At 63.3% G+C, this 17,740-nt stretch carries 14 protein-coding genes; 9 read left to right on the top strand and 5 right to left on the bottom strand.

Annotation, left to right across the window (positions count from 1 at the left end; translation table 11 throughout):
* Positions 1–79: 79 nt before the first annotated feature.
* Both ASR47_RS06740 and ASR47_RS06735 read right to left on the bottom strand, forming a co-directional pair.
* Positions 80–1,408: a PQQ-dependent sugar dehydrogenase gene (locus ASR47_RS06740; RefSeq protein WP_065306985.1), complete on the bottom strand. Its 1,329-nt coding sequence runs from the start codon at positions 1,406–1,408 to the stop codon at positions 80–82.
* 13 nt (positions 1,409–1,421) lie between these two features.
* Positions 1,422–1,694: a hypothetical protein gene (locus ASR47_RS06735; RefSeq protein ID WP_065306984.1), complete on the bottom strand. Its 273-nt coding sequence runs from the start codon at positions 1,692–1,694 to the stop codon at positions 1,422–1,424.
* Between the two features lie 355 nt (positions 1,695–2,049).
* Here ASR47_RS06735 and ASR47_RS06730 point away from each other — a divergent pair, with 355 nt between their 5' ends.
* From ASR47_RS06730 to can, 7 genes are all read left to right on the top strand, one after another.
* Complete coding sequence (locus tag ASR47_RS06730) at positions 2,050–2,937, top strand: NAD kinase (RefSeq protein ID WP_065306983.1); 888 nt, start codon at positions 2,050–2,052, stop codon at positions 2,935–2,937.
* A gap of 70 nt (positions 2,938–3,007) precedes the next feature.
* Complete coding sequence (gene recN, locus ASR47_RS06725; protein ID WP_065306982.1) at positions 3,008–4,675, top strand: DNA repair protein RecN; 1,668 nt, start codon at positions 3,008–3,010, stop codon at positions 4,673–4,675.
* Positions 4,676–4,760: 85 nt separating this feature from the next.
* Complete coding sequence (gene hemH, locus ASR47_RS06720) at positions 4,761–5,870, top strand: ferrochelatase (RefSeq protein ID WP_065306981.1); 1,110 nt, start codon at positions 4,761–4,763, stop codon at positions 5,868–5,870.
* Between the two features lie 212 nt (positions 5,871–6,082).
* A complete protein-coding gene (gene grpE / locus ASR47_RS06715) occupies positions 6,083–6,619 on the top strand; it encodes a nucleotide exchange factor GrpE (RefSeq protein WP_065306980.1) in 537 nt (178 codons plus the stop codon).
* A gap of 91 nt (positions 6,620–6,710) precedes the next feature.
* On the top strand, positions 6,711–8,657 hold the full coding sequence (gene dnaK, locus ASR47_RS06710) for a molecular chaperone DnaK (protein WP_065306979.1): 1,947 nt from the start codon (positions 6,711–6,713) through the stop codon (positions 8,655–8,657).
* Positions 8,658–8,817: 160 nt separating this feature from the next.
* Positions 8,818–9,951: a molecular chaperone DnaJ gene (gene dnaJ / locus ASR47_RS06705; RefSeq protein ID WP_065306978.1), complete on the top strand. Its 1,134-nt coding sequence runs from the start codon at positions 8,818–8,820 to the stop codon at positions 9,949–9,951.
* 60 nt (positions 9,952–10,011) lie between these two features.
* A complete protein-coding gene (gene can, locus ASR47_RS06700; protein WP_065306977.1) occupies positions 10,012–10,680 on the top strand; it encodes a carbonate dehydratase in 669 nt (222 codons plus the stop codon).
* 52 nt (positions 10,681–10,732) lie between these two features.
* Here the strand turns inward: can and poxB are convergent, their stop codons facing one another.
* Entirely contained in the window at positions 10,733–12,457 is a 1,725-nt protein-coding gene (gene poxB, locus ASR47_RS06695) for a ubiquinone-dependent pyruvate dehydrogenase (RefSeq protein WP_065306976.1), read from the bottom strand.
* A gap of 106 nt (positions 12,458–12,563) precedes the next feature.
* Positions 12,564–13,451, bottom strand: a complete 888-nt coding sequence (locus ASR47_RS06690; RefSeq protein WP_065306975.1) for an HTH-type transcriptional regulator ArgP — start codon at positions 13,449–13,451, stop codon at positions 12,564–12,566.
* Positions 13,452–13,573: 122 nt separating this feature from the next.
* Between ASR47_RS06690 and ASR47_RS06685 the strand changes: the two genes are divergently transcribed.
* Positions 13,574–14,197: a trimeric intracellular cation channel family protein gene (locus tag ASR47_RS06685; protein ID WP_065306974.1), complete on the top strand. Its 624-nt coding sequence runs from the start codon at positions 13,574–13,576 to the stop codon at positions 14,195–14,197.
* Positions 14,198–14,201: 4 nt separating this feature from the next.
* Here the strand turns inward: ASR47_RS06685 and gabD are convergent, their stop codons facing one another.
* Positions 14,202–15,704, bottom strand: a complete 1,503-nt coding sequence (gabD, locus tag ASR47_RS06680; RefSeq protein ID WP_245714279.1) for an NADP-dependent succinate-semialdehyde dehydrogenase — start codon at positions 15,702–15,704, stop codon at positions 14,202–14,204.
* A 114-nt stretch (positions 15,705–15,818) separates the two neighbouring features.
* On the opposite strand from gabD, the gene ASR47_RS06675 reads away from it, so the two are divergent.
* Positions 15,819–17,723, top strand: coding sequence for a beta-propeller domain-containing protein (locus tag ASR47_RS06675; RefSeq protein ID WP_245714278.1), 1,905 nt, complete (start codon positions 15,819–15,821; stop codon positions 17,721–17,723).
* Positions 17,724–17,740: the final 17 nt, after the last annotated feature.

Raw genomic sequence — 17,740 nt, 5'->3', positions numbered from 1 at the left:
GACCATCATGCGCGACCACCCGTCACGCCACTGTTCGGTGCGTCACACAGGACAGCGATCACTGTCCTGTGCGCGCCGCTCAAGGCGAGGTCGTCACGCGCCAGATCACGTTGCCCACGTCGTCGGCCACCAGCAGCGCGCCTTCCTTGTCGACGGCCACGCCGACCGGGCGGCCCTGGGCATTGCCCTTGCGGTCAAGAAAGCCGGCGACAAAATCCTGTGGCGGTCCCGACGGCATGCCGTCGGCAAACGGCACGAAGATCACCTTGTAGCCGCTGAACGGCTTGCGGTTCCACGAGCCGTGCTGGCCAATAAAGGCGCCGCCCTGATAGCTTTCCGGGAACTGCTTGCCTTCGTAAAACGCCAGGCCCAGCGAGGCCGTATGGGCGCCCAGCGCGTAGTCGGGCGAGATGGCCTTGGCCACCAGTTCCGGTCTTGGCGGCTTGACGCGCTGGTCGACGTTCTGGCCGTAGTAGCTGTAGGGCCAGCCGTAGAAGCCGCCGTCCTTGACCGAGGTCATGTAGTCGGGCACCAGCTCGTCGCCGAGCTCGTCGCGCTCATTGACGGCCGTCCACAATGCCTTGCTGGTGGGCTGCCAGGCCATGCCGTTCGGATTGCGCAGGCCGCTGGCGAAAATGCGTGGCTTGCCGGTGGCGATCTCGTACTGCCAGATGGCCGCGCGGCCTTCTTCGGCGCCCATGCCGTTCTCGGCCACGTTGCTGTTCGAGCCGACCGACACATATAAAAACTTGCCGTCGGGGCTGGCCACCACGTTCTTGGTCCAGTGGTGGTTGATGGGCCCGCCCGGCAAGTCCATCACCTTGACGGGTTTGGCCGTGATCTCGGTCTGGCCTTCTTCGTAGGGCACGCGCACCAGTGCGTCGGCGTTGGCGATATACAGGTCCTTGCCGACCAGCGCCATGCCGAACGGCGAATTCAGACCCTGCATGAAGATAGTGCGGGTCTGCGCCACGCCGTTCGCGTCCACCCCGCGCAGCAGGGTGATGCGGTTGGCCGTCGGCGTGCCGGCGCCGGCTTTTTTCATGGTCATCTTCATGATCTTGCCCTTGATACCCTTGCCGTCCTCGGGCTTGGGCGGGGCGTTGGTTTCGGCCACCAGCACGTCGCCATTGGGCAGCACATGGAGCCAGCGCGGATGGTCGAGGTCGCGCGCCAGCGCATGGATGGCAAAACCGGCCGCCACCGTCGGCTTGGCCTCGCCGGCCCAGCGCTCCACCGGCGCCACCTGCACCGTGGGAATCAGTTGTTTCGATGGCTTGGGCAGGGTCGGATTGGCGCCGAAGCCGGGCGGCATGGCTTGCGCCAGGGCGCCGCCGGCGCCGGCAAACGCCGTCATGGCGGCCAGGGCCAACAGGGAAACGCGCAAGCGCGGGGCGGGGAAGGGCATGGCAGGCTCCGGGTCAGGTTTTGCGGAGGGTGTCGGACGACAGCCCGGGATCGGGCTTGGCCTGGCCGGCCGGCGCCGGCTTGACCTTTTCCACGCCGGGCCCGTTGCGCAGGTCGGTGTCGACCAGGCCTTGTTCCAGGTCGCTGGCGGCCTGCTTCATGATGTCGCGCGGCTTGACGTTCTGCGCGTCGGGCGACTCGTCGCGCTCGTGCGGCAGGCGGTCCATGCCATCATTTTTTACTTTCTCATCGGTATTGATCTTGCGCTCGCCAGCTTCGGTAACCATATGGCCTCCTGAAATCAAAGAAATGACATGCTTCAGTGTCTCTTTGCGTGCCGGTGCATGCAAGCGGATTTCCCGGCCGAGGGCGCGCTGGCGCACGCAGGGGCCTATCTTTTTCTTCTCCCCCGCGCCGTCCATCCCGATTACACTGCATGCACGACTTACCGAACGCCCCTTGCAGCCGGCCCGCTGCCGCACTATACTGTGGTTATATACAGTATTGGCGGTAGTGGCCTGCTGATCGCGACAGCCCTGGGGCGACTTGCCACCGAATTCCTTTGCCGAGATTTTTATGCCCGTCGATCACCACGACCATCTATCGCCAGCGCCGCCGCCAGCCCCGGGTTCCAGTTTCAACATGGGGCCCAAGACCATCGCGCTGGTCGTGCGCCAGAATACCGACGGCATTGCCGAGCCCGTCAAAAGCATCATCGACTTCCTGCGCGCTCTGGGCCACACGGTGGTGTTCGAAGCGGAAACCGCGGCCCATCTGGATGTCGCCGGCGTGGCCGCCATGTCGGCCGCCGAGATCGGCGCCGCCGCCGATTGCGCCATCGTCATGGGCGGCGACGGCACCATGCTGGGCATTGCGCGCCAGCTGGCGCCGTATGACGTGCCCTTGATCGGCATCAACCAGGGGCGGCTGGGTTTCATGACCGATATTCCCTTGGACCGCATGCTGCCGGTGCTGGCCGATATCTTGCGCGGCAATTTCAAGGCCGAGCGCCGTACTTTGCTCGAAGGCAGCGTGATGCGCGATGGCAAGGCGATTCATGTGGGCATGGCCGTCAACGACGTGGTGGTGTCGCGCGGCGCCGGCGCCGGCATGGCCGAGCTGCGGGTCGAAGTGGACGGCCACTTCATGTACAACCAGCGCTCGGACGGGCTGATCATCTCCACGCCGACCGGCTCGACCGCCTATGCGCTGTCGGCCGGCGGGCCGCTGCTGCACCCCACTCTCGGCGGCATGGTGCTGGTGCCGATCGCGCCGCACGCGCTGTCGAACCGGCCCATCGTGCTGCCCGATTCGAGCCAGATCGTGGTGGAAATCGTGCGTGGACGCGATATCAGCGTCAACTTCGACATGCAGACCTTCGCCAGCCTGCTGCAGCAAGACCGCATTCTGATCCGCCGTTCGCCGCACACGATCACCTTCCTCCATCCCGAAGGCTGGAGTTATTACAACACCCTGCGCGAAAAGCTGCACTGGAACGAGTACCCGTCCGGCGAGGGCAAACTCGTTTAAGCGCGCTTTTTACGCCAACCCACGCCAACCCCGCGGCGCCTTGCCTGATTGCCGCCCAACTATTGAAGCCATGCTCCATACACTGTCCATCCGCGATTTTGTCATTGTCGATACCATCGAGCTGGAGTTTTCCGCCGGCTTCAGCGTGCTCACGGGCGAAACCGGCGCCGGCAAGTCCATCCTGATCGATGCGCTGACCCTGGCGCTGGGCGGGCGCGGCGACGCCAGCGTGGTGCGCGAAGGCGCGGCCAAGGCCGACATCACGGCCGACTTTTCCGTCAGCGAGGTGGCGCAGGCCTGGCTGGTGGCCAATGAATTTGCCAACGACGATGGCGGCGCGCTGCTGCGCCGCGTGATCGACAACGCCGGCCGCTCGAAAGCCTATATCAACGGCATCGCCGCCACCGCCGCGCAATTGCGCGAGCTGGGCGACATGCTGGTCGACATCCATGGCCAGCACGCCCACCAGTCCTTGCTGAAAAGCGAGGCGCAGCGCGCCTTGCTCGACGGCCAGGCGACTGCGCGCGAGGCCGGTGCGGAGCAGGACGCGCGCCAGGTAGGTCTGCTGCACAAGCGCTGGCGCGCGCTGGTGCGCCAGCGCGAAGAATTCGAAACCAACGCCGCCAATGTGCTGTACGAGCGCGAACGGCTCGAATGGCAGGTCGGCGAGCTGGAAAAGCTGGCCGCCAAGCCCGGCGAATGGACCGAGATTACCAACGAGCACAGCCGTCTGTCGCACGCGGCCAGCCTGCTTGAGGGTGCGCAGGACGCGCTGGCTATCATTTCCGAAGCGGAAGAACACCCGGTGATTTCCCAGCTGGCCACCCTGAACCAGAAGCTGGGCAAGCTGGTCTCGGTCGATGCGGAACTGCAGCCGATTGTCGACCTGATCGAATCGTCGCGCATCCAGCTGCAGGAGTCCGTGTATGCACTGAACAACTACCTGGACCGGGTGGAACTCGACCCGGACCGGCTGCACCAGCTCGACGCGCGGATGGAAGCGATGCACAGTACGGCGCGCAAATTCCGCGTCACCCCCGAAGAATTGCCTGAAGAACACGCCAAGCTGTCCGAAAAACTGCAGCACCTGGCCGACGCCAGCGATATCGAAGGCTTGCGCCGCCAGGAAGAAAAGATCGAAACCGAATACCGCGATGTCGCCGCGCGCCTGTCCGTCACGCGCCGCGCTGCCGCGCTGGAACTGGGCCAGGCCGTCACGCGCGCCATGCAGGAGCTGAGCATGACGGGCGGCAGCTTCGAGATCGCCCTGAACCCGTGCGAGCCGAGCGCGCATGGCCTGGAGCAAGTGGAGTTCCTGGTGGCCGGCCATGCGGGCACGGTGCCCAAGCCGCTGGCCAAGGTCGCCTCCGGCGGCGAGCTGGCGCGCATCGCGCTGGCCATTTCCGTGATCACCTCGCACGCCACCACCACGCCGACCCTGATCTTCGACGAAGTCGACAGCGGCATCGGCGGCGCCGTGGCCGAAGTGGTGGGACGCTTGTTGAAACGCCTGGGCCAGGGCCGGCAAGTGCTGTGCGTGACCCACTTGCCGCAGGTGGCCAGCCAGGCGAACCAGCATTTCCAGGTGGCCAAAGGCACGCTCGACAACGGCAAGACCGCCTCGCGCATCGACATGCTCGACGCCAAGGCCCGCGTGGAAGAAGTGGCGCGCATGCTGGGCGGCCTGGAAATCACCGCCACCACGCGCAAGCATGCGCGCGAACTGCTGGCGACGTAGGGTACTCCCGTTTTGCAGTGGGGTTAGCTGCGGCAAGTAGCACTTATAATGTCCAGCTACCTGTCCAACGTGATCAAAGAACCCCATGCCCTTCCAACCCGAACCACCCCACACCCACGGCACCGTCGCGCGCAGCGCCGTGGTGCTGGTCAATCTGGGTACGCCCGACGCGCCCACCGCCCCGGCCGTGCGGCGCTATCTGAAGCAATTTTTGTCCGATCCGCGCGTGGTGGAAATCCCGCGCCTGGTGTGGTGGTTTATCCTGAACCTGATCATTTTGCCGTTTCGATCCGGCCAGTCGGCCAAGAAATATGCGTCGATCTGGACCAAGGAAGGTTCGCCGTTGAAAGTCCATACGCAAAAGCAGGCACAGCTGTTGGCCGGCGCGCTCGCCGAACGCGGCCACGATGGCCTGACGGTGGCCATGGCCATGCGCTACGGTTCGCCGTCCTTGCCCGAAGTGCTGGCGCAGCTGAAACGCGAAGGCTGCGAGCGTATCGCCATCCTGCCTGCCTATCCGCAGTATTCGGCCACCACCACCGGCTCCATCTATGACGCCGTGTTCAGCCATTACGCCACGGTGCGCAATGTGCCGGAATTGCGCTTTATCAAGCAGTATCATGAGCACGCCACCTATATCGCCGCCTTGCGCGATTCGGTGCTGGCGCACTGGGCAAGCCATGGCCGCCCGGACAAGCTGGTGATGAGCTTTCACGGCGTGCCCAAACGCACCCTGATGCTGGGCGACCCGTATCACTGCCAGTGTCTGAAAACGGCGCGCCTGCTGGCCGAACAGTTAAAACTGAGCAAAGATCAGTATATGGTCACCTTCCAGTCGCGCTTCGGCAAGGCCGAGTGGCTGCAGCCCTACACGGCACCAACCCTGATCGCGCTGGCGCAGCAGGACGTCAAGCGGGTCGATCTGCTGTGCCCGGGCTTTACCAGCGATTGCCTGGAAACCCTCGAAGAGATCGCGATGGAAGCAAAACATGATTTCGAAACGGCGGGCGGTCAGGCGTTTCACTATATCCATTGCCTGAACGAAACTCCTGCCTGGATCACGGGCATGGCGGAGGTCGCCGAGCAGCATATGGTGGGCTGGCCCACCAGGCGCACGCCGGCCGAACAGCAAGCCCAGCAGCAGGCCGGGCAACAGGCGCGGGCGGCGGCGTTGGCGCTGGGGGCGGCCGATTAATTTCTAAATGGCAACACCGAAATGGCGGGCCAGCGTGCGGCACTGGTAGAATGCCGGGCTTCGCGCATGTAATCCCGACAACATGGAGCGACTTTTCTGGCGATGTTGCCAATACCCCTTGAAAGAGAGGGATATAGCCCCATCTGCCGCTCAGTGTTGTAGTGCGACGTAGCCTAACTAATATTAAGTCATTGATTGTAGGAGCTTTTCAGATGCAAGATCAGGAAAACCAAGCTGTACCTAATCAGCCAGCGGACGCTGCGGCGGCTGCACCATCGACTCCCGCAGAGCCTACTTTGGAAGAGCAGCTGGCCAGTACCGAAGCGCGTCTTGCAGAGATGCACGATGCCTTCATGCGCGCCAAGGCCGACGGTGAAAATATCCGCCGCCGCGCCCAGGAAGATGTTGCCAAGGCGCATAAATTTGCCGTTGAAAGCTTTGCCGAAGCCCTGGTGCCGGTGAAAGACAGCCTGGAAATGGCACTGACGGTGGAAGCGCCGACGATTGAATCGCTGAAAGAAGGCGTGGAAATGACCTTGAAACAGTTGAGCTCGGCGTTCGAGCGCAACCGCCTGGTCGAGATCCTGCCGGCACAAGGCGACAAGCTCGACCCGATGAAGCACCAGGCCGTCGCCGTGGTGCCTGCCGAGCAGGAAGCCAATACGGTCGTGTCAGTGTTGCAAAAAGGTTATATGATCGCCGACCGCCTGTTGCGTCCGGCCATCGTGACCACCGCGCAAGCAAAATAATCAGAGTGCGGCATCAAGCAAGCCTTGAAACCATGCCGCTTTGCCACATATAAGAACCATCTGAAATCTAGCGAATAAAAGGAAATAAATCATGGGTAGAATTATCGGTATCGATCTGGGAACCACGAATTCCTGCGTTTCCATCATGGAAAACGGTCAACCAAAGGTAATCGAAAACGCCGAAGGCGCACGCACGACGCCGTCGATTATCGCTTACCAGGAAGATGGCGAGATTCTCGTCGGCGCGCCGGCCAAACGCCAGGCCGTGACCAATCCGAAAAACACGCTGTTCGCAGTCAAGCGTCTGATCGGTCGCAAGTTCGACGAGAAAGAAGTACAGAAAGACATCGGCCTGATGCCTTACCAGATCACCAAAGCCGACAACGGCGATGCGTGGATCGGTGTGCGCGACAAGAAACTGGCGCCACAGCAAATTTCGGCTGAAGTGCTGCGCAAGATGAAGAAAACCGCCGAAGATTACCTGGGCGAAGAAGTGACCGAAGCCGTCATCACGGTACCGGCCTACTTCAACGACTCGCAGCGCCAGGCAACCAAGGACGCCGGCCGTATCGCTGGCCTGGACGTCAAGCGCATCATCAATGAGCCGACCGCGGCCGCACTGGCCTTTGGCCTGGACAAGAACGAAAAGGGCGACCGCAAGATCGCCGTGTACGATCTGGGCGGCGGCACGTTCGACGTGTCGATCATCGAAATCGCCGACGTCGATGGCGAAAAACAATTCGAAGTGCTGGCCACCAACGGCGACACCTTCCTGGGCGGCGAAGACTTCGACCAGCGCGTCATCGATTACATCATCGACGAGTTCAAGAAGATCAACGGCATCGACCTGAAAAAAGATCCGATCGCCCTGCAGCGCATCAAGGCTTCGGCCGAGCGCGCGAAGATCGAGCTGTCGTCGTCGCAACAGACCGAAATCAATGAGCCCTACATCGCCATGGCCAATGGCGCGCCGGTTCACCTGAACCTCAAAATGACCCGCGCCAAGCTGGAATCGCTGGTCGAAGAGCTGATCTCGGCCACGATGGAACCTTGCCGCATGGCGATCAAGGATGCCGGCGTCAAAGTGTCGGACATCGACGACATCATCCTGGTCGGCGGCATGACCCGTATGCCGAAGGTGCAGGAAAAAGTGAAGGAATTCTTCGGCAAGGACCCGCGCAAGGACGTGAACCCGGACGAAGCCGTGGCCGTCGGTGCAGCGATCCAGGGTTCGGTGCTGTCGGGCGAACGCAAGGACTTGCTGCTGCTGGACGTGACGCCATTGTCCCTGGGTATCGAAACCCTGGGTGGCGTGATGACCAAGATGATACACAAAAACACGACGATTCCGACCAAGTTCTCGCAAGTGTTCTCGACCGCCGACGACAACCAGCCTGCCGTGACCATCAAGGTCTACCAGGGTGAGCGTGAAATCGCGGCCGGCAACAAGGGCCTGGGCGAATTCAATCTGGAAGGCATCCCGCCAGCATCGCGCGGCACGCCACAGATCGAAGTGACCTTCGACATCGACGCCAACGGCATCTTGCATGTCGGCGCGAAAGACAAGGCCACCGGCAAGGAAAACAAGATTACCATCAAGGCGAACTCCGGTTTGACCGAGGCGGAAATCCAGAAGATGGTCAAAGACGCCGAGTTGAACGCAGAAGAAGACAAGAAGGTGAAAGAGCTGGCCGAGTCGCGCAACCAGGCCGATGCTCTGGTACACTCGACCCGCAAATCGCTGACGGAATACGGCGACAAGCTGGAAGCTGGCGAGAAAGAAAAGATCGAAGCGGCCATCACCGACCTGGAAGCGAGCATCAAGGCCGGCGACAAGGCCGAGATCGACGCCAAGCTGGAAGCACTGTCGACCGCATCGCAGAAACTGGGCGAAAAAATGTACGCCGACATGCAAGCCCAGCAAGCTGCCGGCGGTGCGGAAGGTGCACAACAAGCCCCTGGTGGCGCCTCCGATGCTGGCGCCAAGCAAGATGACGTGGTTGACGCTGACTTCAAGGAAGTCAAAGACAGCAAGTAATCTCTTGCGCTCCTGCAACTTGGGGGCAGCCGGGCTGAACGCTACATCGCGGCATTAGCCACGAAGACCGGCCGAGCCGAGTCGCCGCCCAGCGCGGCACTCGACTCGGCTTTTTCGTGTAATTTTTACATCAGTAGATAGACTGCAAGGTGCCGACAACATGGCAAAGCGTGATTTTTACGAGACACTCGGTGTCGCAAAAAATGCTTCGGAAGAAGAGATCAAAAAGTCTTACCGTAAACTGGCGATGAAATACCATCCGGACCGCAATCCGGACAGTAAGGAATCGGAAGAAAAGTTTAAGGAAGTCAAAGAAGCCTACGAAATGCTGACCAATCCGGAAAAGCGCGAAGCGTACGACCGCTATGGTCACGCCGGCGTAGACCCGAACATGGGCGGCGGCGGTGGCTTTGGCGGCGGTGCTGGCGGCTTTGCCGACAGCTTCGGCGATATCTTCGGCGACATCTTTGGCGGTGGCGGCGGACGCAGCCGCAATGCGGGGCCGCAGGTGTACCGTGGCGCCGATTTGCGCTACAACCTGGAAATTACACTTGAGCAAGCTGCGCACGGCTTCGACACGACCATCCGCGTGCCGAGCTGGGACAAGTGCGAAACCTGCCATGGCAGCGGTGCCAAGCCGGGCACCCAGCCCGTCACTTGCGGCACTTGCGCCGGCCACGGCCAGGTACGCATGCAGCAAGGCTTCTTCAGCATCCAGCAAACCTGCCCGAAATGCCATGGCAGCGGCAAGGTGATCCCCGAGCCGTGCACCACGTGCGCCGGCGCGGGCCGCATCAAGCGCAACAAGACGCTGGAAGTGAAGATTCCAGTGGGCATCGACAACGGCATGCGTATCCGTTCGTCCGGCAACGGCGAACCGGGCACGAATGGCGGTCCGGCGGGCGATTTGTATGTGGAAATCCATATCAAGGCGCACGCCGTCTTCCAGCGCGAAGGCGACGACCTGCATTGCGAAATGCCGATCTCGTTTACCAAGGCGGCCCTGGGCGGCGATATCGAAGTGCCGACCCTGAACGGCAAAGTGTCGTTCACGATTCCTGAAGGCACCCAGTCGGGCAAGACCTTCCGCCTCAAGGGCAAGGGCATCAAGGGCGTGCGCTCCGGCTATGCGGGCGATCTGTTCTGCCACGTGGCCATTGAAACGCCGGTCAAGCTGACCGAAAAACAAAAAGAACTGCTACGCGACTTTGAGAAATCCACCACCGAGGGCGGTGCCAAGCACAGCCCCCAAAGCAAGACCTGGAAGGACAAGGTCAAGGATTTCTTTGAATAAGCATTAATCAATATTCGCCGGGATGCCAACCACATCCCGGCGTTTTTTTAAGGAAATATCATGACTGAAGTAAAAAACGGCCCGGCCCTGACGGAACTGCTCAAGCGCAACAAGGCTTGGGCCAGTTCGATGGTGGAGAAGAATCCGGAATACTTCAAGAACCTGGAATCGCAGACCTCGCCCGAATACCTGTGGATCGGTTGTTCGGACAGCCGCGTACCGGCCAACGAACTGCTGGGCATGCCGCCAGGCGATGTGTTTGTGCACCGTAATATCGCCAACGTGGTGGTGCACTCCGACCTCAACTGCCTGTCGGTGCTGCAGTTCGCCGTCGACGTGCTGAAGGTCAAGCATGTGATCATCGTCGGCCATTATGGCTGCAAGGGCGTGCACGCGGCCATGACGGGCACGCGCATCGGCCTGGTCGACAACTGGCTGCGCCATGTGCAGGACGTGAGCCAGAAGCACGAGCGCTACCTGGGCGACGTGCTGACCAGCCGCCAGCGCAGCGACCGCCTGTGCGAACTGAACGTGGCCGAGCAGGTGCTGAACGTGTGCCAGACCACCATCGTCCAGGATGCCTGGGAACGTGGTCAGGAAGTCAGCGTGCACGGCTGGGTGTATGGCCTGAAAGACGGCGTGCTGAACGACCTGAACGTGACCATTACGGCCGGTCACGAACTGGCGCCGCGCATGGCGGCCCGCCTGGCCAGCTACGAAGAAGCATAATCATCCCGAGCGGTTCGCCAGCGCGGCGAACCGTTTTCTATTTCGTTCCCCCTCAGAACCGCAGGTTGGTGCGCGCCAGGTCGACCACCTCGTCGCCACGTCCGTTGATCATCGCCTTCAACATGAACAGGCTGAAGCCCTTGGCCTGTTCGAGCCCGATCCTGGGTGGGATGACCAGTTCCTGTTTGGCCGTGACCACATCGACCAGCACCGGCCCCGGGTGGGCAAAAGCGCGGCGCAGCGCCTCGTCCAGATCGGACGCATTGTCGACGCGAATTCCCAGGATGCCCATCGCCGAGGCCATGGCGGCGAAATCGGGGTTCGCCAGGTCGGTGCCGGTGTCGAGATAGCCGCCCGCCTTCATTTCCATCGCCACAAAGCCCAGCGAGCCGTTGTTGACGACCACCACCTTGACCGGCAGGCCCAGTTGAGACAATGAAATGAAATCGCCCATCATCATGGTGAAGCCGCCATCGCCCGACAGCGAGATCACCTGCTTGTGCGGCGCGGCCGCCTGCGCGCCGATCGCCTGCGGCAGCGCGTTGGCCATCGAGCCGTGGTTGAACGAGCCGAGCAGGCGGCGCCGGCCGTTCATGGCCAGGTAGCGCGCCGCCCACACCGTCGGTGTGCCGACATCGGCGGTAAAGATGGCGTCGTCGGCCGCGAGCTCGCTGAGGCGGCGCGCCAGATATTGCGGGTGGATCGGCCGGCCGGACGCCGATGGTGAGGCGAGCTCGTCCAGTCCGTGGCGCGCTTCCTGGTAATGCTCGAGGGCCTGGTCGAGGAAACCGCGCTCGGTGCGCGCCTGAAGCAGCGGCAGCAGGGCGGCGATGGTTTCCCCGACATCGCCGACCAGGCCCTGCGTCAGGGGCACGCGCCGGCCCAGCGCACCGGGATCGCGGTCGATCTGGATGACTTGCGCCTCCCTGGGGTAGAACGCGCGATAAGGAAAGTCGGTGCCGAGCATCAGCAGCGTGTCACACGACATCATCGCATGGTAGCCCGATGAAAAGCCGATCATGCCGGTCATGCCCACGTCATAGGGGTTGTCCCACTCGACATGCTCCTTGCCGCGCAGGGCATGGACCATGGGCGCCTTGAGCGCGGCGGCCAGCGCCACCACCGCGTCGTGCTGGCCGGCGCAGCCGCTGCCGGCCAGGATGGTCACCTTCGTCGAACCGTTGAGCAAGCCGGCCAGCCGCTCGATCTCGGCAGCGACGGGGATCACGCGCGGCGCTTCAGGCAGGGCCAGCTTCGGCAGCTTGCCGGCCGGGGCGGGCATGAGCGCGACATCGCCGGGTATGACAAGCACGGCAACGCCATTGCGGCCGATAGCCGTGTTCAGCGCGCGGTGCAGCACGCCCGGCAACTGTTCAGGGTTCGAGATCAGTTCGATGAAATCGGCGCACTCACGGAACAGCTCCTGCGGATGGGTTTCCTGGAAATAGCCCAAGCCCACCTCGGAAGACGGGATGTGGGCGGCGATGGCCAGCACCGGCACATGGTTGCGCTTGCAGTCGAACAGGCCGTTGATCAGGTGCAGATTGCCGGGCCCGCAACTGCCCGCGCAGACCGCCAGGCCGCCCGTGATCGCCGCCTCGGCGCCGGCGGCGAAGGCGGCCGTTTCTTCATGGCGCACATGCATCCATTCAATGCCCCCCATCCGGCGCAGGCTGTCGCTCAGGCCATTGAGGCTGTCGCCCGTGACGCCCCATATGCGCGTGACGCCCGCCTCGGCAAGTGTGGTGGCCAGAAGATCTGCTACGGTGAGTGACATGACAACTCCTTGTTTTATGAGTGGGTGATCTGTCGCTTCAATATAGCCGTTGACTGATGCAGTGTCTTATATAAAAAGTTAGGTTGGCCGGTATGAAGGGCGCGATTCATCTCAGCACCGCGCGCGCCGCCGCCACGATCTGCCGCGACAGTTGCTCCATGCGCGGCGACTGCACTTTCCAGGTATGCCAGTACAGCGCCACGTCGGCCGGCTGCTGCGGCGTCAGCATCTCCACCAGCCGGCCATCGGGATTGGCCTGCAGCAGCAGCTCCGGCACCATGCCGTAGCCGAGCCCGTAGCGGATGGCGTTGAAGTGCGAGGTGGCCCCCGGCACATAATGACAAGGATAGGCGCCTTCTGGCAGGCCCAGCGCCTGTTGCAGGTAGTTGGACTGCAAGGTGTCCTTGCGCGTGTAGGCCACCACCGGCGCCGTGCGCGCCGCCTTGCGCGTCAGGCCCTGGGCGAACCACTGCCGGCGAAACGCCGGCGTGGCCACCAGCCAGTAGCGCATCACGCCCAGCGGCTCGGCGCTGCAGCCGCGCATCGGCTTCGCTTCGGTGCTGATGCAGCCGATCGCCATCCCGGTTTCCAGCAAGGTATATGTATGGTCCTGGTCTTCCACGGTCAGGTCCAGCAGCACGCGCTCGCGGTTGAGGATATCGGCCAGGGCCGGGAAAAACCAGGTGCCCATCGAGTCGGCATTCAGCGCCAGCACCAGGGTCAGCGGCGCGTCCTGCTGCACCGCCAGTTCCGCCTCCAGGTCCGCTTCGAGCAGCCTGGCGCGTTTCAGGTACTGCATCAGGCGCTGGCCGGTGCGGGTGGCGCGGGCAGGGCGGCTGCGCACGATCAGGGCGTTGCCCAGCTGGCTTTCCAGCGCGCGCACGCGCTGCGAGATGGCGGGCGAGGTCAGGTGCAGCCGCAGCGCCGCCTGCTCGAAACTGCCGGTCTCGATCACGGCGCGAAACGCTTCCGTATGCTTGGGATTGAGTTCCATCAGCGCCGCCTGTCATTAGAAAAATTTATCGTTCCCAAATAATACTTACTTTTGATAAGGAACGGCGTGTTGCGGTGCACAATGACGTTTTTGCACCCTGCCGTACTTTGGAAGAATAAACCATGCTGCTCTATACGATCTACCTGGTGGCCATCACGGCCGAAGCCATGTCCGGCGCCATCATGGGCATGCGCCGCGGCATGGACCTGTTCGGCATCGTGATGATCGGCACCGTCACCGCCCTCGGTGGCGGCACCATCCGCGACGTGCTGCTGGGCCACTATCCGCTGGGCTGGATCGCCCATCCCGAATACCTGCTGTTCACCGGCGGCGCGGCCGTCGTCACGGCGTTCGTGGCGCGCTATCTGCATCACCTGCGTTCGGTATTTTTGATCGTCGACGGCCTGGGACTGGTGGCCTTTTGCGTGATCGGCTGCGACATCGCCATGTCGGCCGGCATGCACCCGGCCATCGTGGTGCTGGCCGGCATGATCACCGGCGTGTTCGGCGGCCTGCTGCGCGATATTTTATGCAACCAGATCCCGCTGGTGCTGCAGCGCGAAGTGTATGCCACCGTGGCGGTGTTGACGGGCGTGCTGTATGTGGCGCTGCTGCACTTCCAGGTCGACAGCGCGGTGGCGCAGCTGGCGTCGATCGCGGCCGGCCTGCTGCTGCGCTTCCTGGCGCTGCGCTTTTCATGGCGGCTGCCCAATTTCAATGGCGACCGCATACGGGGTTTTGAGTAAGCACTTAAATCCCGCCCATGCAGATATATTTGATCACCAGGTAATCATCGATACCGTACGACGAGCCTTCGCGGCCCAGGCCTGACTGCTTGACGCCGCCGAACGGCGCCACTTCGGTCGAGATCAGGCCCGTGTTCACGCCCACCATGCCCGATTCCAGGCCCTCGGCCACTTTCCAGATGCGGCCGATATCGCGCGAATAGAAATAGGCGGCCAGGCCGAATTCGGTGTCGTTGGCCATGGCCACCACTTCGTCGTCGGTCTGGAAGCGGAACAGGGGCGCCAGCGGGCCGAAGGTTTCCTCTTTCGCCACCAGCATGTCGCCCGTCACCTCGGCGATCACGGTGGGCTGGAAGAAGCTGTGGCCCAGCGCATGGCGCTGGCCGCCGGTGAGCAAGCGGCCGCCCTTGGCCAGCGCGTCGGCCACGTGCTGTTCGACTTTTTTGACGGCTTTTTCTTCGATCAGCGGCCCTTGCGTGACGCCGTCGTCGACGCCATTGCCGACCTTGAGTTTTTCCACCGCCGCCACCAGCTTTTCGGCAAACGCGTCATACACGCCGTCCTGCACATACAGGCGGTTGGCGCATACGCAGGTCTGGCCGGCGTTGCGGTATTTCGAGGCGATCGCGCCTTCCACCGCCGCATCGAGGTCGGCATCGTCGAACACGATGAAGGGCGCGTTGCCGCCCAGTTCCAGTGACAGCTTCTTGATGGTCGGCGCGCACTGCGCCATCAGCTTGCGGCCCACTTCGGTCGAGCCGGTAAAACTGAGTTTGCGCACCAGCGGGTTGGCCGTCAGCTCGTCGCCGATCTCCTGCGACGAGCCGGTGATCACATTGAATACGCCGGGCGGAATGCCGGCCCGTTCAGCCAGCACGGCCAGCGCCAGCGCGGAAAATGGTGTGAGGCCGGCCGGCTTGACGATGATGGGGCAGCCGGCCGCCAGCGCCGGGCCCACCTTGCGGGTGATCATCGCGGCCGGAAAATTCCACGGCGTGATGGCGGCGCACACGCCGATCGGCTCTTTCGTCACCACGATGCGGCGGTCCGGCCACGGCGAAGCGATGGTGTCGCCCGAGACGCGCTTGCCTTCCTCGGCAAACCATTCGATGAAGGAGGCCGCGTATTTCACCTCGCCTTTCGATTCGGCCAGCGGTTTGCCCTGTTCGGCCGTCATCAGGAGCGCCAGGTCGTCGGCGTGTTCGAGCATCAGGTCATTCCAGCGGCGCAGATAGCCGGCCCGTTCGGCCGCGCTTTTCTTGCGCCAGGCCGGCCAGGCCTCGTTCGCGGCAGTGATGGCCTGCGCGGTTTCCTGCTTGCCCATGGTCGGTACATTGCCGATCACCGCGCCGGTGGCGGGGTTGCTGACATCGGTCGTCTTGCCGCTGCCGGCATCGCGCCATTGGCCGTTGATATAGCATTGCTGGCGCAGCAGCGCGGGATCGTTCAAGGTCAGCGTGGTGGTCGGCATGGCGTTCTTTCGGCAAGTGGTGACTGGGTCTTTCATGGTAGCCCTTTTTGACAGGCGCACGATTGGGCGCCCATGCGCCCGGTGTGAGCTGGCTCACGCCGGAAATTTTTTTGCTTGGCTTTGACCCCGTTTTGCTTGCCGCCGCGTTTCATGATCAACACCCACGTGACCACCGGAGAAACCGCGATGCCCACCGCCCTGAAAACGACCTTGCTGCTGTCGCTGCTGCTGTCGTCCACCGCCCATGCCGCCGCCGTCGATACGGCGCCGCGCAAGACCCTGACGGCGTTTGCCAGCGAACCGGCCTTGCGTGCTTATCTGGACCAGCTGGCTGTCCGGCAGGCGGCGCTTGCCCGGCGCGCCGAGCTGCAGATGAAGGCCGCACCCATGCCGGCGCCGATGGCGTCATCGGCCTCCAAATCGGCCGAAGTGGCGGGAGCGGTGGCCCAATCGGTCACCAATACCCAGACGGCCGGCGTCGACGAAGGCGGCATCGTCAAGGTGCATGGCAAGCACCTGGTGGTGCTGCGGCGTGGCAAGCTGTTTACGGTCGATGTGGGCCAGCAGGCCTTGCGCCCGGTGGCCTCGCTCGATGCGTTTGCGCCGGGCAGCGATCCGTCGGGCAGCTGGTACGACGAACTGCTGGTCTCGGGCGATACGGTGGCGGTGATCGGCTACAGCTACAGCCGTGGCGGCACCGAGGTGGGCCTGTTCGACATCGATGCCGCTGGCAGCCTGGCCTACCGCGCCACTTATCACCTGCGCTCGAATGACTACTATTCGGCGCGCAATTACGCCAGCCGCTTGGTCGGCACGAAACTGGTGTTCTACTCGCCGCTGTCGCTCAATGTGCGCCGCGGCGACCCGTTCGGCGGTTTTCCCGCGCTGCGCCGCTGGCGCAGCGACGCCGTGCCGCAGGACTTCCAGCGCATCGCGCCGGCCACGCGCATTTTCCGCACCGATGAAGAACCGGAGCCTGGCGCGGCCATCGCCCTGCATACGGTCACCAGCTGCGACCTGGCCAGCCGCGAGCTGCGCTGCGAAGCGAGCGCCGTGATGGGCCCTCCTGGCCGCGTGTTCTATGTCTCGGGCGAGTCGGTGTATGTGTGGACCACGCGCCGTGGCGGCGGGTCGAGCGTGTTCCGGCTACCGCTCGACGGCACGGCGCCCAGCGCCCTGAAAACGGCCGGCGCGCCGGTCGACCAGTTCTCGTTCCTGGAAAGCGCCGACGGCCATCTGAACGTCTTGCTGCGCTCGCAAGGGCGCGGCGACGCCATGTGGGACAGCGAAAAAGGCCGCGGCGAGCTGGCGCTGCTGCGCGTGCGGCTGAACAGCTTTTCCGATGGCCGCGACAGCGCGCCGGCCGCCAGCTACCGGGCCTTGCCAGGCAATGGCGACTACGGCCTGCAGAACCGCTATGTGGGGCCGTATCTTTTGTATGGCCAGCCAGGCAATTCCGCGCGGCGCCAGGTCGATCCGAACTGGCCTTTGCAGCCTTTGCATGCGCTGCGCTGGGCCGGCAAGGACGCGCCGCAGGCCTTGGCCCTGCCGCATGGCGTCGAGCGCATCGAAGCACTGGGCAATGACGCGGTGGCGGTCGGCGCCAAAGGACAGGACCTGCATTTCACCAGCATCGGCCTGGGCAGCCAGGCGATGGTTGCCGGCAGCTATGTGCGTGCCAACGCAGCCCAGGGCGAAACGCGCAGCCACGGCTTTTTCTACAAGCCGGACACCGGCAGCGACGGCGTGATCGGCCTGCCGATCCTGGGCGCCACCGAGCGCGCCGGCCCGCACACGGAATCGGCCTCGGTGCTCTATCTGCGCAATAAGGCGCTGGCCCTGACGGAGCTCGGCGCGCTGGCGGCCAAACCCGGTGCGCCGCCGGACGACGGCTGCCGCGCCTCGTGCGTCGACTGGTATGGCAATGCGCGCCCGCTGTTCCTGCAGGGCCGGGTGTTCGCCTTGCTCGGCTACGAACTGGTGGAAGGGGAGGTGGCCGATGGCAAGATCCGCGAGACGCGCCGCATCAGCTATGCGCCGCTCAGGGCACGATGACGTGCGGCGATTGTGGC

The organism is Janthinobacterium psychrotolerans (genome assembly GCF_001677885.1).
GTDB lineage: Bacteria > Pseudomonadota > Gammaproteobacteria > Burkholderiales > Burkholderiaceae_D > Janthinobacterium > Janthinobacterium psychrotolerans.
Note: the sequence above shows the minus strand (reverse complement) of the source record. Positions and strands in the feature narration are given on the sequence as shown.